The organism is Bacteroides bouchesdurhonensis (assembly GCF_900155865.1).
In the GTDB taxonomy this organism is placed as follows: Bacteria; Bacteroidota; Bacteroidia; order Bacteroidales; family Bacteroidaceae; genus Bacteroides; species Bacteroides bouchesdurhonensis.
Window position 1 is genome coordinate 1,795,642 of the sequence record NZ_LT707006.1, and the last position, 24,385, is coordinate 1,820,026.

Below are 24,385 nucleotides of genomic sequence, written 5' to 3' on the forward strand. Positions count from 1 at the left end.
TTGTTATATATGAATGGAAATATGAAAAGACTGTTTTTATTTTTTTTGCTGGGATTCTCAGTGCTTAGCATAGCCTATAGTCAGAGTAAGGATAACTTGTATAAAACTATTCCTGTTGTCAGGTATATTCCCGACGCTTTTTTACCTGCTATTGATGGATCTTTTATACATAGTATTGAATCTTTAAATATATATATCCAAAATGAAGATACTCTATATGTTCAATATCGATTTGGAAAATTGAGGGATTATGATAGTGAATTCTTTACAGTGAATCATATTAATACCAAACCATTTTTTACTCCTGATAGTGTATTTCTCGTTTCTTTCCAAAATGAGGCGATCAATGTTCCATATCTACCTATATATCGAGTTTATGGTATAAAAAAGGATGGTAAATATCTTTTTGGACTCACCGATGGGGGAGCACAATTGTATCCGTTTAAAAAAATGTTGGAGGTTCGTTATGGATCTGTAGAGAAATTTATGGAGATCTATAAGGGTTATATTAACGATCAGCTTTTAAGTCTGAACGAGAAAGATTGCGGCATTTCAATTTATTCTGATGATAAAGACGAAATGGTCTCTTTTCTAAAGAATGATTATTTGATACATGAGCGGTATAATCCTACTGATACGATGAATGTCGTAAACAGGTTTATTTCCTTGGTTTCTTCTTATACTTTGTTGAAAGAAGACCAGGAAAAGTTAATCAGAAGAGAGCTTATGAGGGAAATTCGTCGTGAGCCTGATGCCCATCCAAAAGAATTAAAAGTATCAGCATTTTCCTTTGGTGATATTGTTGTATATGAAGTCGATGTATATTATGTACTTTATCATGCTTTACCTCGACAGCAATTTGAAGAAGTGCGTCGGGGAATTATTAACCAAAATAAGCAAAGATTGCAATACATATCAGAATTGAAATTGTATAAAGGGCTGGGTATTCCTTTTGTAACTTATGATACTTTGATCCAGGAAACTGCAGATGCTCTTTTGGACAAGCAATAATGTTTGACTTATACTTTTTAAATGATCTGAATTCATGTAGGAATAGGATTTGAAAAGAAGATATTTCGTAGTAGATGGAATTCTTCAAACTATTGCTATTAACAAGTAAATGCAATTTTCCAGAAGTATTAGCTACTAATCTGACGGGGGCTAACCGCGCAGTGATGGAAATTTGTCCGTCTACAGTTTCGGGATATTTTATAATAAACCCTAATGTAACATTGCACTCGCAAGTAATAGCGTAAGTATGATAGCGTAAGTTGCACTCCTGGTCGACATCCTGTCTATAATTGCTTGTACTTCTTCGTTACGTTGTACCTTTTCCTCTACTGTATTGTCTTCCATCGTTTTTTATAATAGTTTTCTATACAAAGAAAATACTTTTAATGTAAAAATCAATAATATCAATAAATGTAACATTATATTTTTTATTTTCTTGCTTTTTTCTTGTTTATTATATTTTTCTTGTTTATCTTTGTTTTCAAGATTGTTAACCTTAATAGATCTAATATGAATACGCATTTCTCTATAATAATGCCTACTTATAATCAAGCTTCTTTTATAAGAAGGGCAATATCCAGTATATATAAACAAACGCATAAGAATTGGGAACTGATCATTGTAAATGATGGATGTACCGATGAAACAGAATTGTATATTAGTGATTTTCTGAATGATGACCGTATTGTCTATATTAAGAATGAAAGCAATCAGGGGCTGGGGTATGCCCTTAATCAGGGGCTTGAGGCAGCTAAACATGACTTGATTGCTTACTTGCCATCTGACGACTATTATTATGAGGATCATCTGGAATCAGTTTATAAAAAAATTCAGGAGAATAATAATACATTTCTTGTATATACAGGAATGAAATTTGATTCTACAGATACATTATATTATACGGATTCTACAGAAAGTAAAGGATTGAGGAAAAACTATTGTTTGCAATTGGTCCAGACTGCTCACAGGAACACGGATAAACGTTGGGTGGAGAGAAAAGAATGGGTAAGTGAGGATTTATTTGCTATATTTTGGTATAAGCTGACATCTCTTGGAAGTTTCGATATGACGAATGAAATTACTTGTTATTGGACTTCCCATCCTGCTCAGCGTCATCGCTTAATCGGCGAAAAATATGGTGGAGTTCTGAATAAATACAGAAGCCACTATCAAGCGAAGTCTCCGGTTAAAATGCGAGTGTCCAAATATAAATTTGTTGATGAAGAAAAATTATATGCTGATTTTAGAATGGAGTGCCCTCTTTGCGAGTCTCCTTAATAATCGTGAGAAAGAGAATCTTCATCGGTTTCGAATGGCTCCAAAGCATTTTCATGACCATGTCTCTGCAGATAATTGGACTAAGGAGTTGTCACAATATGATGCCGGATAGTTCATTGTCTACAAAGTCATAACAATGGTGAATTGTTGAAAGCGTCTTGGGATGATTTGAATATTCCAGCTCGAATCAGTACATATGCCGCGGCGGGATTACCTGTAATTTTGTGTGACTTTTAATACTCAATTTATAAATGAAGATGGTTGGAATCGCATTTTGAAGGATGATAATATTGACTATGATTGGACTAAAGTGAAAACAAAGGAAGAAGCTTTAGTAGTTATATTAGCTCACGAAGCTCAACATGCTAATCATATTGCAAGATATTATGACGTTACTAAACAAGCTAATGGTGATGCTGCGATAGCAGCTCGTATATTTAGAGAACAAGGATATAGTCAAGAATTTGTTAATATATTTATTGATGAGAATACTCACAAGTATAAAGAACATTTTGCTGACGGTTTGCATGATTATATGAAAAAATATAATCATGGTGTGATCGATACGGCACTAGATGAATATAGAAATGACTTTAAATAAGAGAATATGAAAAATATAGGTTATGTCTTTTTCTTTTTAATATCTTGTAAAATAGGGAATAAGAACAAAGTTGTGGAACTTCCTGTTGTTGAAGAATTAACAAAACTGGAGAAGCTCTTTTTATTACCTCAGGATTCGGCCATGGATTATTATGATTTGTCAAATGATAGTATTGTGGCTTTTCCTGATTTATCAGGTTATATAATAAAGTCACTTAATTTGTCTGGTAATTTGTTGGATACCCTTGTGGTAGATTTTTTACCTCAAAAAATAGAGAACTTGAATCTTTCACATAATCACTATAAAGCTCGTGTGTATATAGGAGAGAATGCAATACCTTTTTTGAAAGAATTGGATTTCTCTTATAATTCCTTGAGTAGTATCGGTATAAGCGAGCCTTTATATCGGATTATACTATCGCATAATAATCTTAGTACTATTACCTTAAATCATAAAAATATACAATATCTGGATGTTTCATATAATTCTAATTTGGCAGAACGTGTCGATTTTGACCCATCTAAGATAGATACTATAGTACGAGATGGAGTTGCTGATGGTAAACGTTTGATTAGTAAAATGCGTGTAGGAATAATTGATGATGATTGGGGAGATACACGATAAAGTTCGCATTTCAATGTATTGCTTATTTTATAGAATTATTTTTAAGAGATAAAATATAATAAAAATATGAAGGGATGAATTATTGATCTTATCAAGATACTTTAGCTTTTTGTTAATAAATGGTTAAGATGTAAGAATAAATATATTCATGCTTTTAAAAAATATTTTAGTTTCCATAAATAAAGTTTGTAAAAAGATAGATATAAAGTGAATAAAGTAGGAACTAGTAAGTTGTTAGATGATATTTTAAATCTTTGTGTTCAGAGCATTGGCGGACGGAATTATCAGGATATTGATTGTTTCTTCTTATGTGTTGGACAATTACTAGGGGAAAGTCCTGTGGCAATAGGAAATGAATATGGAGACTATTTGAAAGCAAGAGGATATTCTCTAGATAAGATTAATGAGATTCTAAGGCAAGGAATGTCAAGTACTCATTTTGAAGATTTTATGGAAAATGGTTTAAACGCCCAAGTGACTAAAATGGATAGTCACTCTTTCCAAGCTACTATAAATCAGAGTGGAACTGCACCTAAAGGAATGGGGCTTGTGTATATCGGTAAAACTGTAGATGGTAAAGATCAATATCATGCAATTGTAGTAAGGGGATCAAAACAAGAGGATGGTCGGACGGTTTTGGAATATACCGATCCTCAAAGTTCTGATCCAACTAAGATATACACATCTGATGATGTGGAAAAATTTTATGAAATAAAATAAATAGTATAGTTGTAGTTGATAATATGCTATTATTATTTTCATGGATACACTTAATATCCGCAGGGGAAAATATCAATCTTAGTTAATATTAGAACTTTACATGTTTGTTTTGTTGAAATAAGTAGATAAAAGGAGGAGCATGTAAAGCATCTATTTTAATGATATGAATATGGATTGAGAATGTTAGGGTAATACTTGATATGGACTATATTTGTAAGTTGGTTATTAATAATAGTATTTTAACAATTTGAAGTTACGGGATGCTCAACTCTTGATCCATATTAATATGTAATTCCTTTTTGAATAAAAATAATAATTGTAATTTGCGTATGAAAAAAGTTCTTTTTACATTGTTTTTGTCTTTTTCTTCTTTTCTGATGGCACAGGAAAGTGCTTTTCAGGATTATTTAGATCATTTTAAAGAAGAAACGGAAGACTCTGTTTTTTGTGGCACTATTGTAAGTGATTCATTGAATGATATTTTTAGAGAGAATATACCCTCTGAATATGTTGAACAATTTATTGATAAGTTTAAATCTGGCAATGACCAAGAATGCCGTTATTTTTATGGTATAAAAATAAATTTACATGCATATGTAGTTGTTTTTGTTATTAGAGATTCTGAGGATTTTGTAACCCAGTGGGGGAGAGGTATTCAAGAATGTCTGGCAATAGTATACTCTAGTGAAGGAGAAAAGAAAAGTAGCATGTTGTTATGTAAGAGAAGTGATGGACAATCATTTCGTCTTAGTTGTGTGAAAACAGGTGATTTTATACCTAATAGAGCTCTTTTAGGAATATCTGTAAATGAAATAACTCTTCAGAAATGTTTAAGCGAGAAAGAAAGCCTTTTCCAAGCAGTGAAGTATGTGAGGAATTATAGTATAAATAGGAATGGTGTAATTTTATATGTAGGGCAATATAAATATAGCGATGTGAACGTTATAAAGAGAAAAGGTTTTACGAATGTCGTAGAGGAACATGAAGTTTGGAGAGAGATTTGGGATAAATATATAAAAGCAACTCCTTTATAATCATATTAAAAATAAGAGATAAATGAAAAAAAAAATGCTTATTGCTATTTTGGCTATGATAATGACCAGTAGCGTCTATGCACAATATTTTCCGGTAGATACAGCCAGATTGAATCTCACTTATAAGTCATTAATGGAAAATCCAGAGGATCCGGTTGCTCAAAAAAACTATTTTGACGCGTTTCCTGATACATGGGACAAGTTTATCATGACTTATCAATATTTCCCAAATAAAGAATATGATCTGAGTATGTTTTTTCGTGCATCAGACCATGTGGTTGCTTTATATGATTTGAATACTATTCCTGATTCAATTTATTGTCGTAAGCTTATACATTTAGCAATCGGAGGAAAAATAAATCCGGATGTTGCTCATGATTGGTGGGGACTAAAGCCGTTATTGCGTTGGGTTATGAAAACTAAAATGGATACGATGTTTACAACACTTTCTAAATTGAGGAAGGGACATCAGTTTGAATTTTGGGCTTTTTATTGGTCCAATATGTATTATCGTAAGGAGATATATGATGAATTTGGTCGATTAAAATTAAAGGGTGAAAAACTATATCCGAAAGAGACAGAAATAATGTCTGATGCTTTTAAGTATTTTCATAATGGTGTAAATTATGTAGGAATGGGATTTGAAAAAGAAGATATTTCTCAGGAGTAATAGATTTATATGTTTTTCTATTACTTGAAAAGATCCGTAATTATAATCAAATATCTAAAACATTCTGCTACGATCAAATAATTTTAATCGTAGCAGTATATTATGGAAGATTATACTGTTACTAATTATGTATTGCACCTGTGTTGTAGAAGAGGTTCCTGCTCAATATAGCATAGAAAAATCATTTTAAATTATTCTAAGTATATATCTAAGGTTATGGATATTAGTTGGAAACGATCAAAGACTTTATGCTTGTAAACGGAGAAGACTGTCTATGATATTTAAATGCTTTTTTACGGAAGAAAGAAAAAGAATGAAGGAATATTTCTTTCTAGATTTTATGAAACAGTAAAGTATCGTCGAAATGATAATTGGTCTTATGATAATGAAAAAGCTCAGATGTTACATTATGAACTATATTTAAAGTCTGTGAGATAGTAATGAACAATATAGTCTGACAATGGAACGTAATTTAGAATGTATTTATTATATATGAATGGAAATATGAAAAGACTGTTCTTATTTTTTTTGCTGGGATTCTCAGTGCTTAGCATAGCCTATAGTCAGAGTAAGGATAATTTGTATAAAACTATTCCTGTTGTCAGGTATATTCCCGACGCTTTTTTACCTGCTATTGATGGATCTTTTATACATAGTATTGAATCTTTAAATATATATATCCAAGATAAAGATACTCTATATGTTCAATATCGATTTGGAAAATTGAGGGATTATGATAGTGAATTCTTTACAGTGAATCATATTAATACCAAACCTTTTTTTTCTCCTGATAGTGTATTTATCGTTTCTTTCAGGAATGAGGCTGTTAGCTGGCCATATCTGCCTATATATCGAGTTTATGGTATAAAAAAGGATGGTAAATATCTTTTTGGACTCACTGATGGGGAAGCGCAATTGTATCCATTTAAAAAGATGTTGGAGGTTCTTTATGGGTCCGTAGAGAAATTTAAGGAGGTTTATACAGGTTATATTAATACTAGGTTGCGGATAATGGAAGAGGAAGATAGCGGTATTTCAATATATTCTGATGATAAAAACGAAATGGCTTCTTTTCTAAAGAACGATTATTTGATACATGAGCGGCATAATCCTACTGATACGATGAATGTCGTAAACAGGTTTATTTCCTTGGTCTCTTCTTATACTTTATTGAAAGAAGGTCAGGAAAGGTTAATCAGGAGGGAGCTTATGAGAAAAATTCGTCGCGAACCTAATGCCCATCCTAAAGAATTAAAGGTGTCCCCTTTTGTCTTGTCTGATATTATTCTTTATGAAGTCGATGTATATGATGTACTTTATCATGCTCTGCCCCGACAGCAGTTGGAGGAGGTACGTCAGGGACTTACTTGTCACAATGAGCAGAGATCGAAATACATATCAGAATTGAAATTATATAAAGGGCTGGGTATTCCTTTTGTAACTTATGATACTTTGATCAAGGAAACTGCGGATGCTCTTTTGGGAGGGTAAATAATATCTGGATTAATTTTTTAACGGTATGAATTTATGTAGGAATCGGATTTGAATAAGAAGATATTCCGTAGTGGATGGAATTCATCAAACTATTATATAGAATATGAAAAATCAAATACCTAAAATTATTCATCAGCTTTGGTCGGACAAAGAGAGATCCTTACCGGAACATTTTCTTAAAATGGCGGATACTTGGAAGTATGATTATCCTGATTGGCAATATATTTATTGGAACGACCATAGAATGAGCTCATTTATATTGGAACATTTTCCGGAATATTGGGATATTTATAATCGTTTTCCTTATAATATACAGCGTTGGGATGCTATCAGGTATTTGATACTCTATGAAATGGGTGGTATGTATGTAGATTTCGATTTCGAATCTTTAAAGCCTATGGATGGATTGCTGTCTGATAAACAGTGCTGCTTTCCACAAGAACCAATATCTCATTGTGGAATTTTTAGGCGGGGATTTATCATTAATAACTCGTTGATGGCATGTGTTCCTAAACATGTTTATGTGAAGAAAATTATTGATAAGGTTTTTTCAGAGGAGAATTTGAGACTCTCGTTTACTGCTCGTAATAAGGATGTTGTGTTTGACACAACAGGGCAGTGGGTATTGGTAAATGCTTATGAAAGCTTGTCTGAAGAGGAGAGGAAGGATGTTTATCTTATTTCCCCTTTATATATCAATCCTTTTGATCTTCCTCTTGCGAATATAGCCAAAAAAGGGTGTTGGGATAAACGTCTTGAAGATAGTATAAAAGATGCCTATGCTATACATTATTATTTTGGTAGCTGGAATGATTAACGTGCTTTATAAGTATGAATAAACAATTATTTAAAATTGCTGATATAGTAACTGCCCATTTACAAGATATGAAAAGTATCGGATTGATTGAGGGAAAAATGGGATTGGTTTTGTTTTATTATGAATTTTCTAGATATTTGTCTCTTGAAATAGACAATCATTTGGCGAATAATTTATTGGATGAGGTTTTGAGTAAAGCTGGAAAGGTAGGTAATAATGGTATTGAGCTAGGGCTTGCCGGGATTGGCTGGGGAATAAATTATCTTATTCGTAATGAGTTCGTGGAAGTCACCGAGGATGCTCTTATTGATTTGGAGTACAACCTTTTTTCCGGGGAATCTGTGGATTTTGGCATTAACTTCTCTATGTTATCTCCTGCTGTTTATCTTTTGTCAAAATATGGAGGTAAGGAGATGCTGGGAAATTATGATGTTTATGTATTAGCTCTTTTGAATACTTGTAGATATTATTGTTTAAGTATTTATGACAATAAAAAGAAGCCTTTGGATCTGATAAATTCCATGTTATACTTTCTTCTTGGGTTGAAAAAACAAAATGTTCATGTATGGGAAGCTGATAAACTTATCTGGAAAATTCTAACTTATTTGTTGGATTATAAAGATATTGAAAAAGATATATATGGTGATACTGTTATTCTTTTTAATCTGTTGCATCAGATGCCTGATACTACTCCTTTGAAAAAAGATGTTATAGCTAGATTGAGTAATTTAAAAGATAAAGATTGGAGTATCGAAGCTTATAGAAAAATATTATGGCAACAAATTCTTTTTTCTCAATGGAGTGATAACGCTATCATTCCGGAAATTGACAAACTTTTATATCTTATAGAAAATGAGAATCCAAATTCAAAAGGAATTTGTGTTCCATTAGGTATATACTTGATGAATATGAATAAATCCAAGAAAGTCTAGTATGAAGAAGTATGATTATTTAATAGTTGGTAGCGGATTATATGGTTCGATTGTAGCACATGAATTGACTGCAAAAGGGAAATCATGCATTGTAATAGATAAACGTAGTCATATTGGGGGTAATATCTATACTGAGAAAATGAAAGATATTACAGTCCATAAGTATGGAGCTCATATCTTCCATACTAATAATAGAGTGGTATGGGATTACTTGAATTCGTTTGCAGAATTTAATAGATATACCAATTCTCCGTTAGCAAATTATAAAGGTGAACTGTATAATTTGCCTTTTAATATGAATACATTTTATCGGATGTGGGGAGTGAAGACTCCTACCGAGGCTTTAGAGAAAATAGAATCCCAGAAGAGAGAATCGGGTATTGGTGTTCCATCTAATTTAGAAGAACAAGCTATATCTCTTGTGGGAAAGGATATTTATGAAAAGTTGATAAAAGGATATACGGAAAAACAATGGGGAAAAAAGGCTGTTGATCTTCCGGCTTTTATTATTCGGCGTTTACCGGTACGTTTTACTTTTGATAACAACTATTTTGATGATAGATATCAGGGAATTCCAATAGGAGGATATACTCCTATCATAGACAAGATGTTGTCGGGAAGTGAGGTTGTATTGGATACTGATTATTTTTCTGATAAAGAATATCTGGATAGTTTAGCTGATACGGTGGTTTATACAGGAGAGATTGATCGGTATTTCGATTATTGTTATGGTGCTTTGGAATATCGCAGTTTGCGATTTGAAACGACTGTGTTAGAGAATCAATCTAACTTTCAAGGTAACGCGGTAGTTAATTATACCGATTCGGAAACTCCTTATACCCGCATTATTGAACATAAACATTTTGAATTCGGTCGTCAGCCGGATACTGTGATTACTAAAGAGTATCCTCTGACATTCCAATTAGGTGACGAGCCTTATTATCCTGTTAATAATGATAAGAATAATGCTCTTTATGAGAAATATAGCGAGTTATTGCGACAACAGGTAAACGTGTATTTTGGCGGGAGACTTGCTGAGTATAAATATTATAATATGGATCAGGTTATTGAACGTGCATTGTGTTTGGTAACTTTATTGGAACTTAAAAATAGTATTTTATAGGGAGTATATTATTTTAGTGTGTTTTATGAAACGAGAATAGGAGCGACTAATATACTTTTTAAAGTTCCTTCTGGGGCTAATCGATGTAAATAAAATGCTATTAGACTTTCAGGTAGCATTTTTAGTTATTAAATAAATTTTATTTGAAAACTCTGATATATCTGATTGGAAACATAAAATTGGATATCGTGATAATCTGATTTATAAAGATTTTGCTTTAAAAATAAAAACTTATTCTTCTAAAATAGCAAAGATACTTTTTAATGCTGGTCCTTTGTTTGGGAACGAATGCTAAGAGAAACGGAAAATGTATTTGTTGCAGATACTGTCGATTTGGGAAGAAAATTCGTAGAACGTCTTGATCGGAACTATAGAATTCAGTCTATAGATAATCATGAGTATCAGGATATTGACATTGTATTACTGAAACACTTTATAAAAAGGCTTCCTTGGGCATTGAAAGAAGAAGGTTTATTACTTATTAATAAGATCGAGTATGTAAAATGTTTTGTAGGTGGAGATCAACTAGATATATGGTATGATAATTTGTGGTGGAGTATTTTATATGATGTGCCTGTTGTCGAAGAACTCTCTTTATCTGATATAGAACCTTATATGGATAAAAAGATACAAGATTCTTTTTATGATGAGATGACTGTCAATAATAAGTTATCAGCTGTTGGCTTATGGATTATGAATAAGAATTTACTATAGATATTGAATTAACAATTAAATAAACTCAAGTTATGAAAAAAATTACGCGTAAAGACTTTGAGGGATTGCGTCAGCAATACCCTGTATTAACTCAAGATGAGATGCGTCGTTATGTAGGTGGCTATTCCGATAATTCTTGTAATGGAGATTGGTTTGCTTCCGAACTTTATTTATCTGATTTTGGTGTAAGTGTATTTTCTTCAGGTGGATACGGTGGCTATGGTGGATATGATGATGGAGGTGGGGATATAGATGGAGGAGAGCTTGGTGAAGTAGTGATTTATGGTCATTATACTCCTAAATATTATGAAGAGCAGCCTAAAGATAATGAAGAACAACCCGGTAAATTTAATCCTGACTGGGATTACTATGATCCTTGGGGAGACGATTCGGATTCAGATGATAATAATGATGATAATGGTTATCCTGGTTTTTATTATTATGGATATGATGATAATTATGGATATGAGTATTGGGGTGGAAACTCTGGTGGTGGAGGTGGAGGATCTGGAGATGGTTCATCAGATTCAGATACTTTAAGTGAGATATTAAGTTATTTGAAGGGATTGCTATCATCATCAATTGCTATATCGGCTGAAGTGGCACACAATATATATGAATATATTGTTCCATTAATGTTAGAACATCCTGATGCAGTAGGAACTGTAAAAAGTTATTTGACTGAATTAAAAGGGCTTATAGGACCGACTGTTGAATCTGATCCTAATAAAATGGGGTGGGATGATTTATTCTCTATATGGTTATTTGAATTGAATGCTTCTAATATGGAGAAAGATTCAAAAAGCAATTTGATGATCTTTACTTTTACGGATAATGCTCAGACAACAAAAGATCTTCAACAGCAAGAAGGAGTTCTAAAGGTTCGTAATATGGCTATTGAAAAAATAAAGAATGGTTCGTTGGATTATACTCATGATTCATGGACATATGGCGTTCCGGAATTTTTTGATGGAATAATAAATATGAATGAGGTAACATCATTTCTAGGGTCATATAATACGGGCATTACTATAGAGGATAATCATAATGGTACGTACACTCTTAATTATACAGTTTCTAATAATAGTGGTTGGGAGTCAGCAACACGGTTACGTGTTGCGCATACAGCAGGTGGTCCACATGAGGGTATTATTCCTAATTGTGACCGAGATGCTACCTTAGGATTAGGGGGCACTATATCTGAAAAGTGGACATGGTCTGAAACAATAAGTATAAAATAAATATGAAACAGGTATTAATTTGTGTTTTTCTACTAATTTTGATGTGCAGTTGTCTGAAACATCACCCAAAGAAAATATATCCTGCACTTTATGGTGTTGAACATAATTGGGTTAGAGATAGTTTGGGTATTGTATTGCTTGATTCCAGTTGGATAGCAGGAGATACCTGGGAAGTTGGGACTGTTTGGGGACCTAAAGAAAAGCAACCCTATCCTTGTCATACTACTAAACAAATGGGCTATTTTAATGATACTCTTTATTGTGAATTGGATTCATATAGTAACGGAGAACAATATGAAACAGTAGATGGACTCTCAACTGTTTGTTTAACAGTTATGTATTTTTATTGTTCTTCTCATTCTGGACCATTAGCTGGTTTGACTCATAGTGATACCATTGGTTGGTATTATGTTTATGATGGTGAACCGAGTTTTAAGAGATGTATAAATAAAGCTGAAGCTGATTCCATATTAGAATCATGGGGTATTAAAAATTAAGTGGAAATCTTGTATTGGAATAGTTGTTCCTTAAACATCTTTCAAAATATAGGCTATGTTGAAGTATGATTATTCTGATAAGGAAATATGTTTTTGGGATGTTGCATTAGGTTTAGAAGGATCTATATCCAAAAGGTGATTTGGTCCGAAACAATTAGTCTAAAATGAATATGAAACATGTACTAATTTATGTTTTTCTATTAATATTGATGTGTGGCTGTCTGAAACGTCATCCAAAGAAAATATATCCTGCACTTTATGGTGTTGAGCATAATCGGGTTAGAGACAGTTTGGGTATTGTATTGTTAGATTCTAGTTGGGTAGCAGGGTATACTTGGAAAGTTGGAACTTTTTGGGAACCAAGAGAAGAACAACCATATCCTTGTCATACGGGTAAACAAATGGGCTATTTTAATGATACTCTTTATTGTGAATTGGATTCATATAGTAACGGAGAACAATATGAAACGGTAGATGGACTCTCAACTGTTTATTTAAAAATCATGTATTTTTATCGTTCGTCTCACTCTGGTCCATTAGGTGGTCTGACTTTTAGTTATGATACTATTGGATGGTTTTATCTATATGAAGGTGCTCCGGGTATTTCTGATTGTATTAGTAAAATTGAGGCCGATTCTATATTAGAATCATGGGGTATTAAAAATTAAGTGGAAATCTTATATTGGAATAGTTGTTCCTTAATTATCTTTCAAAATATAGGCTATGTTGAAGTATGATTATTCTGATAAGGGAATATGTTTTTGGGATGTTGCATTAGGTTTAGAAGGATCTATATACAAAAGGTGATTTGGTCCGAAACAATTAGTCTAAAATGAATATGAAACATGTACTAATTTATGTTTTTCTATTAATATTGATGTGTGGCTGTCTGAAACGTCATCCAAAGAAAGTATATCCTGCACTTTATGGTGTTGAGCATAATCGGGTTAGAGATAGTTTGGGCATTGTATTGTTAGATTCTAGTTGGGTAGCAGGGTATACTTGGGAAGTTGGAACTTTTTGGGAACCAAGAGAAGAACAACCATATCCTTGTCATACAGGTAAACAAATGGGCTATTTTAATGATACTCTTTATTGTGAACTAGATTATTATTACAATGGAGAACATTATAAGACCCCAGATGGGACTAATGCTGTTTATTTAACAGTAATGTATTTTTATCGTTCGTCTCACTCTGGACCATTAGCTGGTTTGACTTATAGTGATACCATTGGTTGGTACTATGTTTATGATGGTGAACCGGGTTCTAAGAGATGTATAAATAAAGCTGAAGCTGATTCCATATTAGAATCATGGAGTATAAAAATTAAGTAGAAATCTTGTATTGGAATAGTTGTTCCTTAAACATCTTTCAAAATATAGGCTATGTTGAAGTATGATTATTCTGATAAGGAAATATGTTTTTCGGATGTTGCATTAGATTTAGAAGGATATCTATATCTGAAAGGTGATTTGGTCCGAAACAATTAGTCTAAAATGAATATGAAACATGTACTAATTTATGTTTTTCTATTAATATTGATGTGTGGCTGTCTGAAACGTCATCCAAAGAAAATATATCCTGCACTTTATGGAATTGAGCATAATCGGGTTAGAGATAGTTTGGGCATTGCATTACTTGATTCTAGCTGGATAGTGGGGGATACTTGGGAAGTTGGGACTGCTTGGGAACCTAAAGAAAAACAACCATATCCTTGCCATACTACTAAACAAATGGGCTATTTTAATGATACTCTTTATTGTGAATTAGATTCATATAGTAATGGAGAAATGTATGAGACACAAGATGGTCCTGGGACTGTTTATTTAAGAGTTATGTATTTTTATCGTTCGTCTCGTTCTGGACCATTGGGTGGCTTGACTTATGGTGATGATGTTATAGGCTGGTATTGTGTGTATGAAAGTGGTCTGGGTATTCATAGCCATATTAGTAAAGCTGAAGCTGATTCCATAATCAAGTCATGGGGAATTAAATATTAATAAGAATATGATGCCGGTATTTTTTTAATGATGAAATGATTGTTAATATTAAGTTATCAGCTGTTGGCTTATGGATTATGAATCAGTAATTTTCTATAGATATGGATTTAACAATTAAATAAACTCAAGTTATGAAAAAAATTACGCGTAAAGACTTTCAGAGATTGCGTCAGCATTACCTTGTATTAACTCAAGATGAGATGCGTCGTTATGTAGATGGCTATTCCGATAGTTCTTGTAATGGAGATTGGTTTGCTTCCGAACTTTATTTATCTGATTTTGGCGTAAGTGTATTTTCTTCGGGTGGATACGGTGGATATGATGATAGTTATGAATTTGAGTATTGGGGAGGAAATACAGGTGGTGGAGGTGGAGGAACCGGAGACCATAATCCATCGACGGGTGATGATAAATATGGAGAGATTTGGCAAAAAATTAAATCTATTTGTTTTGAGATTGCAAATGCATTGGGGGTAGATTTGAGTGGCGTACAAATAGAATTGGGATCTGGCAGAGCTGCCTATGCGTGGAGACAAGGTGATAAAATAATTATAGGCTATGGCTTTTTTGAAGGATTATCATGTGAATATGATAGAACTTCTACGTTGATTCATGAAAAAATGCATCTTCAGTTTGATGATTTGAGTGAAATAATAGAGATTCCAACTTCAGGTGTTCTTGGTACTAAAGATTCTGTTCCTGATTATGTAAAAGAATATATTGACTTGTCAATTGAAAGGGGGGGAGGGGTAACTTCAATGGGATATGACTTCGAATTTAACAGTTATATAGATTATGTTAGCTTAAAATCTCCAGTTTACTATGAGAATGAACTGAGAGCATATGAGCATGAAATTGAAATTTGTCCAGATTCAATGGTCAGTTCTGAATATGCTTTAGAAAGAAAATATAAAGTATGGAAATATAAACAATTACTTCAGGAAGCTTTGAAAATACAGAATTGAACTATTAACTCTTAAATTATGAGGATATTATTAAGTTTATTATTTATTTTATTACTGTCGGTAGACATAAGTAAATTTCAATTGTTGGATGAAGGTTTGTGTTTCCTGTGCGAGCAACAAGGTCAAGATGTAGATATGCAAAAGTCATATCAGATAGAGTTGGACTCTGTTTTGAGGTCCGCTAACTGGAAAGTAATCTCTTTCTTGAAAGATGATGAGATATGTACTGAGATTACTAACCTGATGGATTATCCTGTAACATTGCGATTAGTCTCAAATACTAATCCCGAAGCGGGAAGTACCATTCATATCCATATTTTTGATGGTGTTCGATGGAATTCTTTGGAAACAGGTAATTTGTTTCTGCTCGGGAGTCCTATAAAAACAATATTTTCACCTAGAGAAACAAAGGAGTTTTGTAGCGCAATAATTAATAATACAAAAGGTTTAAATGGGATTGCATTTATAGAATACAGACTTTATCATTTGACTTCTTCCGGTACTGAATTACAAAGGAAAGAGGTTGTATTACCTGTTACTACTTTAAAGAAGGAAGATGGAAGTAATGTGGAAGGTATTTATTGGAAAGTAGATAAAGCCCCAGAATTTCCGGGTGGAGATGAAGCTTTGAATGCTTTTTTTAAAAGTAATGTAAAGAATCCAAATGGTCGTAAAATATGTGGTATAGTTAAAGTTGTAGTGGAAAAAGATGGTACTATACGTTATCCTTGTGTGATAAATAGGTCAATAGGGGGCTTTGATAGAGTCATCCTACCGATTATATTGCAAATGCCCAAGTGGACTCCTGCATATGTAAAAGGGGAACCCGTTAGGGCTTTTTATAATATCCAAGTAGATTTTTAATAAACGCATTAATTGAGTGGTGTTGCAAATGTAAATATTTGTGATATACAATGAGGTCAAATAAAGGTGAACTATAAAATCAATGCCTGTAGGGAGGTTTGAGCTTAAGTTTATCATAGTTTTTAGGTATTGATGTTCTCCATTTCTTTTATGAACTTTGTGGAAGTATAAAGTGTTCTTAATAGAATGAGACAATTAAAGTGTTCTATTAGAAAAAGAAAGGAGAACAAATGAAAAAAATTGTATTGCTTCGTCATGGAGAAAGTGTATGGAATAAGGAAAACCGTTTTACGGGGTGGACTGATGTAGATCTAACCGAAAAAGGAATTGAAGAAGCCAATAAAGCGGGAATTACTCTCAGAGAATATGGTTTCAATTTTGATAAAGCCTATACCTCTTATTTGAAACGTGCCGTTAAAACGCTGAACTGTGTGTTGGACAAGATGGATCTGGATTGGATTCCGGTAGAAAAGAGTTGGCGATTGAATGAAAAGCATTATGGGGACCTTCAAGGATTAAATAAAGCAGAAACAGCGGAAAAGTATGGTGAAGAACAAGTCTTGATTTGGCGCCGTAGTTATGATATTGCTCCCAATCCGTTATCGGAGAGTGATCTAAGGAATCCACGCTTTGATTATCGTTATCACAAAGTGCCGGATGCAGAGTTACCTCGTACGGAATCTCTGAAAGATACGATAGATCGTATTATGCCTTATTGGGAATCGGATATATTTCCTAATTTAAAAACGGCAAATACTTTATTAGTGGTTGCACATGGTAATAGTTTGCGAGGGATTATCAAACATCTGAAGCATATATCTGATGAGGATATTGTAAAACTGAATTTGCCTACAGCTATTCCGTATGTTTTTGAGTTTGATGAGAACCTGAAAGTCGCAAATGACTACTTTCTGGGAAATCCGGAAGAAATAAAAAAACTGATGGAAGCTGTAGCCAATCAGGGAAAGAAAAAATAGCATATAAGATGTTATGCCTAAACTAAATTATTTTTATTATGAGTAAAATTATAGATTTACTGGGTAACAAGGCCAGTTATTATTTGGATCATACTTGCAAGACTATTGATAAGTCGTTAATTCATGTTCCTTCTCCGGATACAGTTGATAAAATCTGGATTGATTCTGATAGGAATACGAGAGTATTAAATAGTCTTCAAACTATTTTAGGACATGGACGGTTGGCGAACACCGGTTATGTATCTATTTTGCCTGTCGATCAGGATATAGAACATACTGCAGGGGCTTCTTTTGCTCCCAATCCGATTTATTTTGATCCTGAAAATATAGTAAAATTAGCTATTGAAGGAGGTTGTAATGCTGTGGCTTCTACCTTCGGTATTTTAGGAGCTGTGGCTCGAAAATATGCGCATAAAATACCTTTTGTGGTAAAACTGAATCATAATGAGTTATTGTCTTATCCAAATACTTATGATCAGGTTCTTTTCGGAACAGTAAAAGAAGCTTGGAATATGGGTGCTGTAGCAGTGGGTGCTACAATTTATTTTGGCTCCGAACAGAGTCGTCGTCAATTGGTGGAAATCGCTGAGGCTTTTGAACATGCTCATGAGTTGGGGATGGTAACTATTCTGTGGTGTTATTTGCGTAATAGTGACTTTAAAAAAGACGGAGTTGATTATCATTCTGCAGCTGACCTTACGGGACAGGCAGATCGTCTGGGGGTTACTATCAAAGCTGATATTGTGAAACAGAAACTTCCAACTAATAACGGTGGATTTAAAGTTCTTAATTTCGGTAAGGTAGATGAACGGATGTATACGGAATTGACTTCCGATCATCCAATTGACCTTTGTCGTTATCAGGTAGCGAATGGATATATGGGACGTGTCGGACTGATTAACTCTGGTGGAGAATCCCATGGAGCTTCCGATTTACGAGATGCTGTTATAACTGCTGTAGTAAATAAACGTGCAGGGGGTATGGGATTGATCAGTGGACGTAAAGCTTTCCAGAAGCAGATGAATAAGGGAGTGGAATTGTTGAATGCTATTCAGGATGTATATCTTGATCCGGCAATTACTATTGCTTGATATGAATAGATTTACGGTAAGGTAACTTGAAAATGTGGATTAGGAATATGCTGCGTATGGATAATAAAGATCATCCGGTTTAAAATATCCGGATGTTCTGCAGCTATGTTATTGTCTTCGTGGATATCTGTTGCGAGATTATATAAAAAGGGTTCCCCTTTTTTAACTACTAACTTCCAATTTCCCATTCGTACTCCGATTTGGTCTGTTTCGTTGAATTCCCAATATAAAAAGCCATGTTCTTTTTGTCCTTTCTTACCCAATAAAGTAGGAGCGAAGGATATTCCGTCAAAGTAGTTGATTGCTTTCTTGGGATTGGCATATCTCGTTTCATAGTCTTTCACACCAATTAATTCGCAGAAAGTAGGCATTATATCGTAGAAAGCACAGATATGGTCATTTACGGTACCTGCAGAAATGTGTCCCGGCCAACGGGCAATAAATGGTATACGGATTCCTCCTTCATAGCATTGTCGTTTTAATCCGCGTAATTTGCCATCTCTGCCAAAGAAAGTCGGATCTGCACCTCCTTCTTCATGGGGACCATTGTCACTGGAGAAAATAACTAATGTGTTTTCGTCCAAACCTTTTTCTTTCAATTTTTCCAGTACTTCTCCGACGTAATAGTCCAATCGGGTAATCATTCCGGCGAATTGTGCGTGTACGTGGGTAATTGCATTGTATCTGGAACCTTCTTGCCCGCCAAAGCTTTTATCCGGATTAAATTTTGCTTTATATCCGTTTAGGATGGAATCTTCCGGCTGAACTAGCTCTGCGTGGGGTAAAGTATAGGTAAATACTCCAAAGAATGGTTGTTCACCATCTTGTTGATCCAACCATTCCATCGCTTTTTGATGGATTATATCAGCGGAGTATTGTGGTCTTTTATGATAATCGGGACCATACATCGGATATTTGATATTTTCATCCATGACAACACGTACTGTGCCTGTATCTCCCAATGCTTTGCTATATCTGTTTAGAAAATTAGGATAATATAAATGTGCTTGAAATTGGCAGATGTAACCGAAATATTCATCAATACCCCGTTTGTCGGGTGTAGAACAAGATCCTTCATAGCCTCCTGCCCATTTACCGAACATACCGGTAGTATATCCGTTATCTTTCATTATCTCGGGTAAAATGACATGATTAGGATCATAAGGATGTTGGCCTACAACGGAATATTCTTTGTTGTTGCCATACATTACAGTGGGTACATTTTTCCAATATTCTTTATTTCCTCTGACTTCGCAATGTCCTGTATGTTGTCCTGTCATGAATGACGCTCTGGAAGGAGCACTGACCGGGCTACCTGCATAAGCTTGTGTAAATCGCATTCCTTCACTGGCCATTGCATCCAGATGAGGGGTATTGATGAAAGGTTGGCCATAGCATCCTAAATCTCCATATCCCATATCGTCACAAAGGATGAAAATAATATTGGGTTTAGTATTGTTCTTTTGTGCACTGACGGATGATGTAGAAAGTAATAGTGCACCACTAACCAGAGAAAGTAATTGATAATTCATAATATTCATTATTTGGAGGTATCCGGAACAAAGATACTATTTTCAACTGAATATTTGTTAAAACTACAATCTTAATTTCTATCTTTGCTCGAAAATGTACGATTATGATAACTGAAGAATTACAGAAAATATATCAGACATATACGGGAGCTCCTGCAGAAACGATTAGCGAGTTACCGTCTTCCGGCTCTAATCGCCGTTACTTTCGTCTTTCAGGTGTACAAACATTAATTGGCGTTTACGGTACTTCTGTTGAAGAGAACGAGGCTTTTCTTTATATGGCAGATCATTTCCGGAAAGCTGGGATTCCTGTTCCTGAAGTGTATTGTACTTCAGATGATAAAAATTATTATCTGCAGGAGGATTTGAATGATACTCTTCTGTTCAATGCTATAGAGAAGGGGCGTGCCACAAGTGTTTTTTCTGAAGAGGAAAAGATATTGTTACGTAAAACGATACGTTTGCTTCCTGCTATTCAGTTTGCCGGAGCCAATGGATTTGATTTTTCCCGTTGTTATCCTCAGCCCGAATTCAATCAACGTTCTATACTTTGGGACTTGAATTACTTCAAATATTGTTTCCTTAAGGCTACTGGAATGGAGTTTCAGGAAGATAAACTGGAGGATGATTTTCAGAAAATGAGTGATGTTTTGTTGCGTAGTTCTTCTGCTACCTTTATGTATCGTGATTTCCAAAGCCGTAACGTAATGATCAAAGACGGAGAGCCTTGGTTTATAGACTTTCAGGGAGGACGGAAAGGTCCTTTTTATTATGATGTCGCTTCTTTCCTTTGGCAAGCGAAAGCTAAATATCCTGATAGTTTGCGGAGAGAACTTTTGGAGGAATATATGGATGCGTTGCGTAAGTATAAACCGATTGACGAACCTTATTTCTATAGCCAGTTACGGCATTTTGTTCTTTTTCGTACTTTGCAGGTATTGGGAGCTTATGGTTTTAGAGGGTACTTTGAGAAGAAGCCTCATTTTATTCAGAGTGTACCTTATGCTATTGAGAACTTACGGGAATTACTGAAAGAAGACTATCCTGAATATCCATATCTTTGCAAAGTATTGAGAGAATTAACCGAACTGAAACAATTTACTGACGATCTGAAAAAACGGCAACTCACTGTTAAAGTGATGAGTTTTGCTTATAAGAAAGGAATTCCTGATGATCCGACGGGCAATGGCGGCGGATATGTTTTTGATTGTCGTGCAGTGAATAATCCGGGTAAATATGAACGTTATAAACCTTTTACCGGATTGGATGAACCGGTTATTAGTTTCTTAGAGGAGGATGGTGAGATCCTTCATTTTTTGGATTCTGCCTATGCATTAGTAGATGCTTCTGTAAAGCGTTATATGGAGCGTGGATTCAGTAACCTTTCTGTGTGTTTCGGTTGTACGGGAGGACAACACCGCTCTGTTTATTCTGCTCAACATATGGCTGAACATCTGAATCGTAAATTCGGAGTCAAAGTTGAATTGGTGCATCGTGAACAGAATATAGAAAAGACATTTGAAGCAACAGTATGAAAGCTATGATATTTGCGGCCGGCTTGGGCAGTCGGCTGAAGCCTCTGACTGATACAATGCCTAAAGCTCTTGTTCCGGTGGCCGGATGTCCTATGTTAGAACATGTTATCTTAAAATTGAAAGCATCGGGATTCACTAAGATTGTGATTAATATTCATCATTTTGGGGATCAGATCCTTGACTTTTTGAAAGTTAATCATAATTTTGGGCTTAATATTCTCATTTCCGACGAGAGAGATTATTTACTGGATACAGGGGGCGGTATCAAGAAAGCCCGTTCTTTTTTTGAGGATTCTGACGAACCATTTTTAATTCATAATGTCGATATTCTTTCGGATATCAATCTGAAAGAGTTATATGACTATCATATTCAAAAAGGTGGCGTGGCAACTTTATTGGCTAGCCGGCGTAAAACTTCCCGTTACTTGCTTTTTGATCAAAGACAAAAACTTTGTGGGTGGATAAATAAAGGTACAGGACAAATAAAACCTGAGGGGTTTCATTATGTCGAGGCTTTTTATCTGGAATATGCATTTAGTGGTATCCATGTTCTTTCTCCTGCTATTTTTCAATTGATGGATGTTCCATGTTGGGAAGGAAAGTTCTCTATTATGGATTTTTATCTTGCTACTTGTCAAGAGGTGGAATATAACGGTTATCTTACTGAAAATTTGCAATTGATTGACATTGGTAAACCTGAAACATTGGCATGTGCTGAAGAGTTTATTCGTAAATCAGGTATATAAAATGTATTTTTATAATAATAAACCGTCAAAAGGAAAGTGATATTTTCATTTGAGAGTAATTTTTTCAGTATAGGAATCTAAAAACTTACAGAATTTATAGCGTATACCATTCTTTTTAGTAACTTTGCTTTTGATATTTTTTCGAAAACAAACTGTTATGTCAAAAGAACTATTCGAACTATCTGATAACAATCGAGTGGTGAGAGTGCTAAAGAGGGGAGATCAGCAAACTTTTGAAGCTGTATATAAGGCATATAGCAATTCGTTACGGATATATGCAACGAATATCCTGCAAGATGCTGAGGCGGCTTATGAAGTTGTGCAGGATACTTTTATGGCAGTTTGGATGAATCGTAAAACATTAGATGAAACAAAATCTTTTCGCAACTATTTATTACGTGCCGTTCATAATAATTCGCTAAAATTAATCAAAACGGAAGAAGCGCGTAAAGCTCGGGAAGAGAGGGCAATGGAAGAGCAGAAACAAGATTGGGAGGAGACTTCTAAATCTGCACGTGGAGTGGAAGTGTTGATTCCTGCCATTGAACGTTTACCGGAGCAAAGTCGCAGGGTACTACAAATGAGTTATTGGGAAGAAAAAAAGAATTCTATTATTGCCGAAGAGTTGTCTATTTCTATCCGGACTGTGGAGACTATATTATATAAGGTAAAGAAGAAATTAAGAGGAGAAATCAAGAAAAATTAAGCTCCGTTCAAAAAAAAATCCAAATTGAATACGTAAATTTGAGAGTGTTGGTATTATATATAATGAATAAAGTTCATTATGTATGGATACAAAACATGATATTCCCGAACGGGAAATAGGTGAGCAGGAAGATGAGTTGCTCGAAAAACTTTGGGATCAATTACCCGATTCCCAGGGAGGGGTGAGTTCTTCTGATCAGGGTTTCAAAGATTTACAATGCCGGATTCAAAATAAACTTCGTATCAGGCGGCGGTTTCGTATTGCAGCAATTAGCGGAATTGCTGCAGCGTTGATAACAGGCGTACTAATGCTTCAACTACCTGTTCAGCCAAAACAAGAGTCTACTGCTATTTCGCAGTTACAAGATATGGGAGTCACCATATCTAATAATCAGGTTATATTGAAAATGGATAATGATGTAGTTATGTCTCTTGACAGTGCTGCATGTATTGAACAGAATACTTCTGATGATATTGCTTTAAGGACATCTAGTGGGGATAAGCTTGCTTTAGCTGGAGAACGTATATTGAGACTGGAAGTTCCTGCCGGACGTCGTTTCCAAATGACTTTATCAGATGGTACACAAGTATGGTTGAACTCTTCTTCTACACTCGAATATCCAGCTTCTTTTGAGGGTAAATCCGAGCGTAGGGTGAAACTGACAGGAGAAGCTTTTTTTGAGGTTAAGCGTAATGAGAAGTGCCCTTTTTATGTAGAAACAGGGCAACAGGAATCCATACGTGTATTAGGTACCAGTTTTAATGTCAATGCATATCCGGAAAGTGAAAAACACGTTACTACTCTCGTTACAGGAAAAATCAGTTATCAATTTGGAAAAGTAAAAGAAGATATCATTCTGAATCCTGATCAACAAGTTAGCTTGGATTGTGCTATGGGAAAGACGAAAGTAGTAAAAGTAGATGCTTCAGTATTTACCGTTTGGAAAGATGGTTGGATTTATTTTGAGGATGAACATCTTTCGGAACTGGCTAAACGTCTTGGAAGAATGTATGGAATTGAAATTCAGGTGGCCGAGCGTCTGAAAGACTATTCTTTCTCAGGGAAAATCAGTTATGATCGGGGAGTTGATTATATCACTCGCCTGATGACTGAAACGGCTGGAATTATCTGTGAAGTAGAAAATGGAATCATTCGATTGAAATAAGGTGGAATCAAAATACAAAATGATACAATAATTCGAACTACAATTA

26 protein-coding genes are annotated in these 24,385 nt (G+C 34.4%); 25 read left to right on the plus strand and 1 reads right to left on the minus strand.

Going from position 1 to position 24,385, the window contains the following annotated elements:
- Positions 1 to 21: 21 nt before the first annotated feature.
- From CZ225_RS07140 to CZ225_RS07240, 21 genes are all read left to right on the plus strand, one after another.
- Positions 22 to 1,011, plus strand: a complete 990-nt coding sequence (locus CZ225_RS07140) for a hypothetical protein (protein ID WP_129585764.1) — start codon at positions 22 to 24, stop codon at positions 1,009 to 1,011.
- A 510-nt stretch (positions 1,012 to 1,521) separates the two neighbouring features.
- Positions 1,522 to 2,289 (plus strand): glycosyltransferase family 2 protein, encoded by a 768-nt coding sequence (locus CZ225_RS07145; protein WP_234983014.1) that lies wholly within the window; start codon positions 1,522 to 1,524, stop codon positions 2,287 to 2,289.
- A 226-nt stretch (positions 2,290 to 2,515) separates the two neighbouring features.
- A complete protein-coding gene (locus CZ225_RS07150) occupies positions 2,516 to 2,890 on the plus strand; it encodes a hypothetical protein (RefSeq protein WP_077153549.1) in 375 nt (124 codons plus the stop codon).
- 6 nt (positions 2,891 to 2,896) lie between these two features.
- On the plus strand, positions 2,897 to 3,514 hold the full coding sequence (locus CZ225_RS07155; RefSeq protein ID WP_077153550.1) for a hypothetical protein: 618 nt from the start codon (positions 2,897 to 2,899) through the stop codon (positions 3,512 to 3,514).
- A 207-nt stretch (positions 3,515 to 3,721) separates the two neighbouring features.
- Complete coding sequence (locus CZ225_RS07160; RefSeq protein ID WP_077153551.1) at positions 3,722 to 4,234, plus strand: hypothetical protein; 513 nt, start codon at positions 3,722 to 3,724, stop codon at positions 4,232 to 4,234.
- 329 nt (positions 4,235 to 4,563) lie between these two features.
- Positions 4,564 to 5,268: a hypothetical protein gene (locus CZ225_RS07165; protein WP_077153552.1), complete on the plus strand. Its 705-nt coding sequence runs from the start codon at positions 4,564 to 4,566 to the stop codon at positions 5,266 to 5,268.
- A 22-nt stretch (positions 5,269 to 5,290) separates the two neighbouring features.
- The gene (locus CZ225_RS07170; protein ID WP_077153553.1) at positions 5,291 to 5,938 is read left to right on the plus strand and encodes a hypothetical protein; all 648 of its coding nucleotides are present in this window, start codon (positions 5,291 to 5,293) and stop codon (positions 5,936 to 5,938) included.
- A 504-nt stretch (positions 5,939 to 6,442) separates the two neighbouring features.
- Complete coding sequence (locus CZ225_RS07175) at positions 6,443 to 7,429, plus strand: hypothetical protein (protein ID WP_129585765.1); 987 nt, start codon at positions 6,443 to 6,445, stop codon at positions 7,427 to 7,429.
- Between the two features lie 106 nt (positions 7,430 to 7,535).
- Complete coding sequence (locus CZ225_RS07180) at positions 7,536 to 8,249, plus strand: glycosyltransferase family 32 protein (protein WP_077153555.1); 714 nt, start codon at positions 7,536 to 7,538, stop codon at positions 8,247 to 8,249.
- A 14-nt stretch (positions 8,250 to 8,263) separates the two neighbouring features.
- On the plus strand, positions 8,264 to 9,181 hold the full coding sequence (locus tag CZ225_RS07185) for a glycoside hydrolase family protein (RefSeq protein ID WP_077153556.1): 918 nt from the start codon (positions 8,264 to 8,266) through the stop codon (positions 9,179 to 9,181).
- A gap of 1 nt (position 9,182) precedes the next feature.
- On the plus strand, positions 9,183 to 10,304 hold the full coding sequence (gene glf / locus CZ225_RS07190; protein WP_077153557.1) for a UDP-galactopyranose mutase: 1,122 nt from the start codon (positions 9,183 to 9,185) through the stop codon (positions 10,302 to 10,304).
- A 288-nt stretch (positions 10,305 to 10,592) separates the two neighbouring features.
- Positions 10,593 to 11,018 (plus strand): hypothetical protein, encoded by a 426-nt coding sequence (locus tag CZ225_RS07195; protein WP_077153558.1) that lies wholly within the window; start codon positions 10,593 to 10,595, stop codon positions 11,016 to 11,018.
- Between the two features lie 32 nt (positions 11,019 to 11,050).
- Entirely contained in the window at positions 11,051 to 12,259 is a 1,209-nt protein-coding gene (locus CZ225_RS07200) for a hypothetical protein (RefSeq protein ID WP_077153559.1), read from the plus strand.
- 2 nt (positions 12,260 to 12,261) lie between these two features.
- Positions 12,262 to 12,756: a hypothetical protein gene (locus CZ225_RS07205; protein ID WP_077153560.1), complete on the plus strand. Its 495-nt coding sequence runs from the start codon at positions 12,262 to 12,264 to the stop codon at positions 12,754 to 12,756.
- Between the two features lie 170 nt (positions 12,757 to 12,926).
- Positions 12,927 to 13,424 (plus strand): hypothetical protein, encoded by a 498-nt coding sequence (locus CZ225_RS07210; protein WP_077155733.1) that lies wholly within the window; start codon positions 12,927 to 12,929, stop codon positions 13,422 to 13,424.
- A gap of 170 nt (positions 13,425 to 13,594) precedes the next feature.
- Positions 13,595 to 14,092, plus strand: a complete 498-nt coding sequence (locus CZ225_RS07215) for a hypothetical protein (protein ID WP_077155734.1) — start codon at positions 13,595 to 13,597, stop codon at positions 14,090 to 14,092.
- 168 nt (positions 14,093 to 14,260) lie between these two features.
- The gene (locus CZ225_RS07220) at positions 14,261 to 14,758 is read left to right on the plus strand and encodes a hypothetical protein (protein ID WP_077155735.1); all 498 of its coding nucleotides are present in this window, start codon (positions 14,261 to 14,263) and stop codon (positions 14,756 to 14,758) included.
- A gap of 131 nt (positions 14,759 to 14,889) precedes the next feature.
- Positions 14,890 to 15,723, plus strand: a complete 834-nt coding sequence (locus tag CZ225_RS07225; RefSeq protein ID WP_077153561.1) for a hypothetical protein — start codon at positions 14,890 to 14,892, stop codon at positions 15,721 to 15,723.
- 18 nt (positions 15,724 to 15,741) lie between these two features.
- Positions 15,742 to 16,587, plus strand: coding sequence for an energy transducer TonB (locus tag CZ225_RS07230; RefSeq protein ID WP_077153562.1), 846 nt, complete (start codon positions 15,742 to 15,744; stop codon positions 16,585 to 16,587).
- A gap of 230 nt (positions 16,588 to 16,817) precedes the next feature.
- Complete coding sequence (gpmA, locus tag CZ225_RS07235; RefSeq protein WP_077153563.1) at positions 16,818 to 17,564, plus strand: 2,3-diphosphoglycerate-dependent phosphoglycerate mutase; 747 nt, start codon at positions 16,818 to 16,820, stop codon at positions 17,562 to 17,564.
- 38 nt (positions 17,565 to 17,602) lie between these two features.
- On the plus strand, positions 17,603 to 18,655 hold the full coding sequence (locus tag CZ225_RS07240; RefSeq protein WP_077153564.1) for a class I fructose-bisphosphate aldolase: 1,053 nt from the start codon (positions 17,603 to 17,605) through the stop codon (positions 18,653 to 18,655).
- An 11-nt stretch (positions 18,656 to 18,666) separates the two neighbouring features.
- Here CZ225_RS07240 and CZ225_RS07245 read toward each other — a convergent pair whose 3' ends face one another.
- Entirely contained in the window at positions 18,667 to 20,187 is a 1,521-nt protein-coding gene (locus tag CZ225_RS07245) for an arylsulfatase (RefSeq protein ID WP_077155736.1), read from the minus strand.
- A gap of 104 nt (positions 20,188 to 20,291) precedes the next feature.
- Between CZ225_RS07245 and CZ225_RS07250 the strand changes: the two genes are divergently transcribed.
- From CZ225_RS07250 to CZ225_RS07265, 4 genes are all read left to right on the plus strand, one after another.
- Entirely contained in the window at positions 20,292 to 21,722 is a 1,431-nt protein-coding gene (locus CZ225_RS07250) for a RapZ C-terminal domain-containing protein (protein ID WP_077153565.1), read from the plus strand.
- A complete protein-coding gene (locus tag CZ225_RS07255) occupies positions 21,719 to 22,468 on the plus strand; it encodes a nucleotidyltransferase family protein (protein WP_077153566.1) in 750 nt (249 codons plus the stop codon). Before CZ225_RS07250 ends, CZ225_RS07255 begins: the two co-directional genes overlap by 4 nt.
- A 157-nt stretch (positions 22,469 to 22,625) precedes the next feature.
- Complete coding sequence (locus CZ225_RS07260; protein WP_077153567.1) at positions 22,626 to 23,174, plus strand: RNA polymerase sigma-70 factor; 549 nt, start codon at positions 22,626 to 22,628, stop codon at positions 23,172 to 23,174.
- A gap of 82 nt (positions 23,175 to 23,256) precedes the next feature.
- Positions 23,257 to 24,339: a FecR family protein gene (locus tag CZ225_RS07265; RefSeq protein WP_077153568.1), complete on the plus strand. Its 1,083-nt coding sequence runs from the start codon at positions 23,257 to 23,259 to the stop codon at positions 24,337 to 24,339.
- Positions 24,340 to 24,385 lie beyond the last annotated feature (46 nt).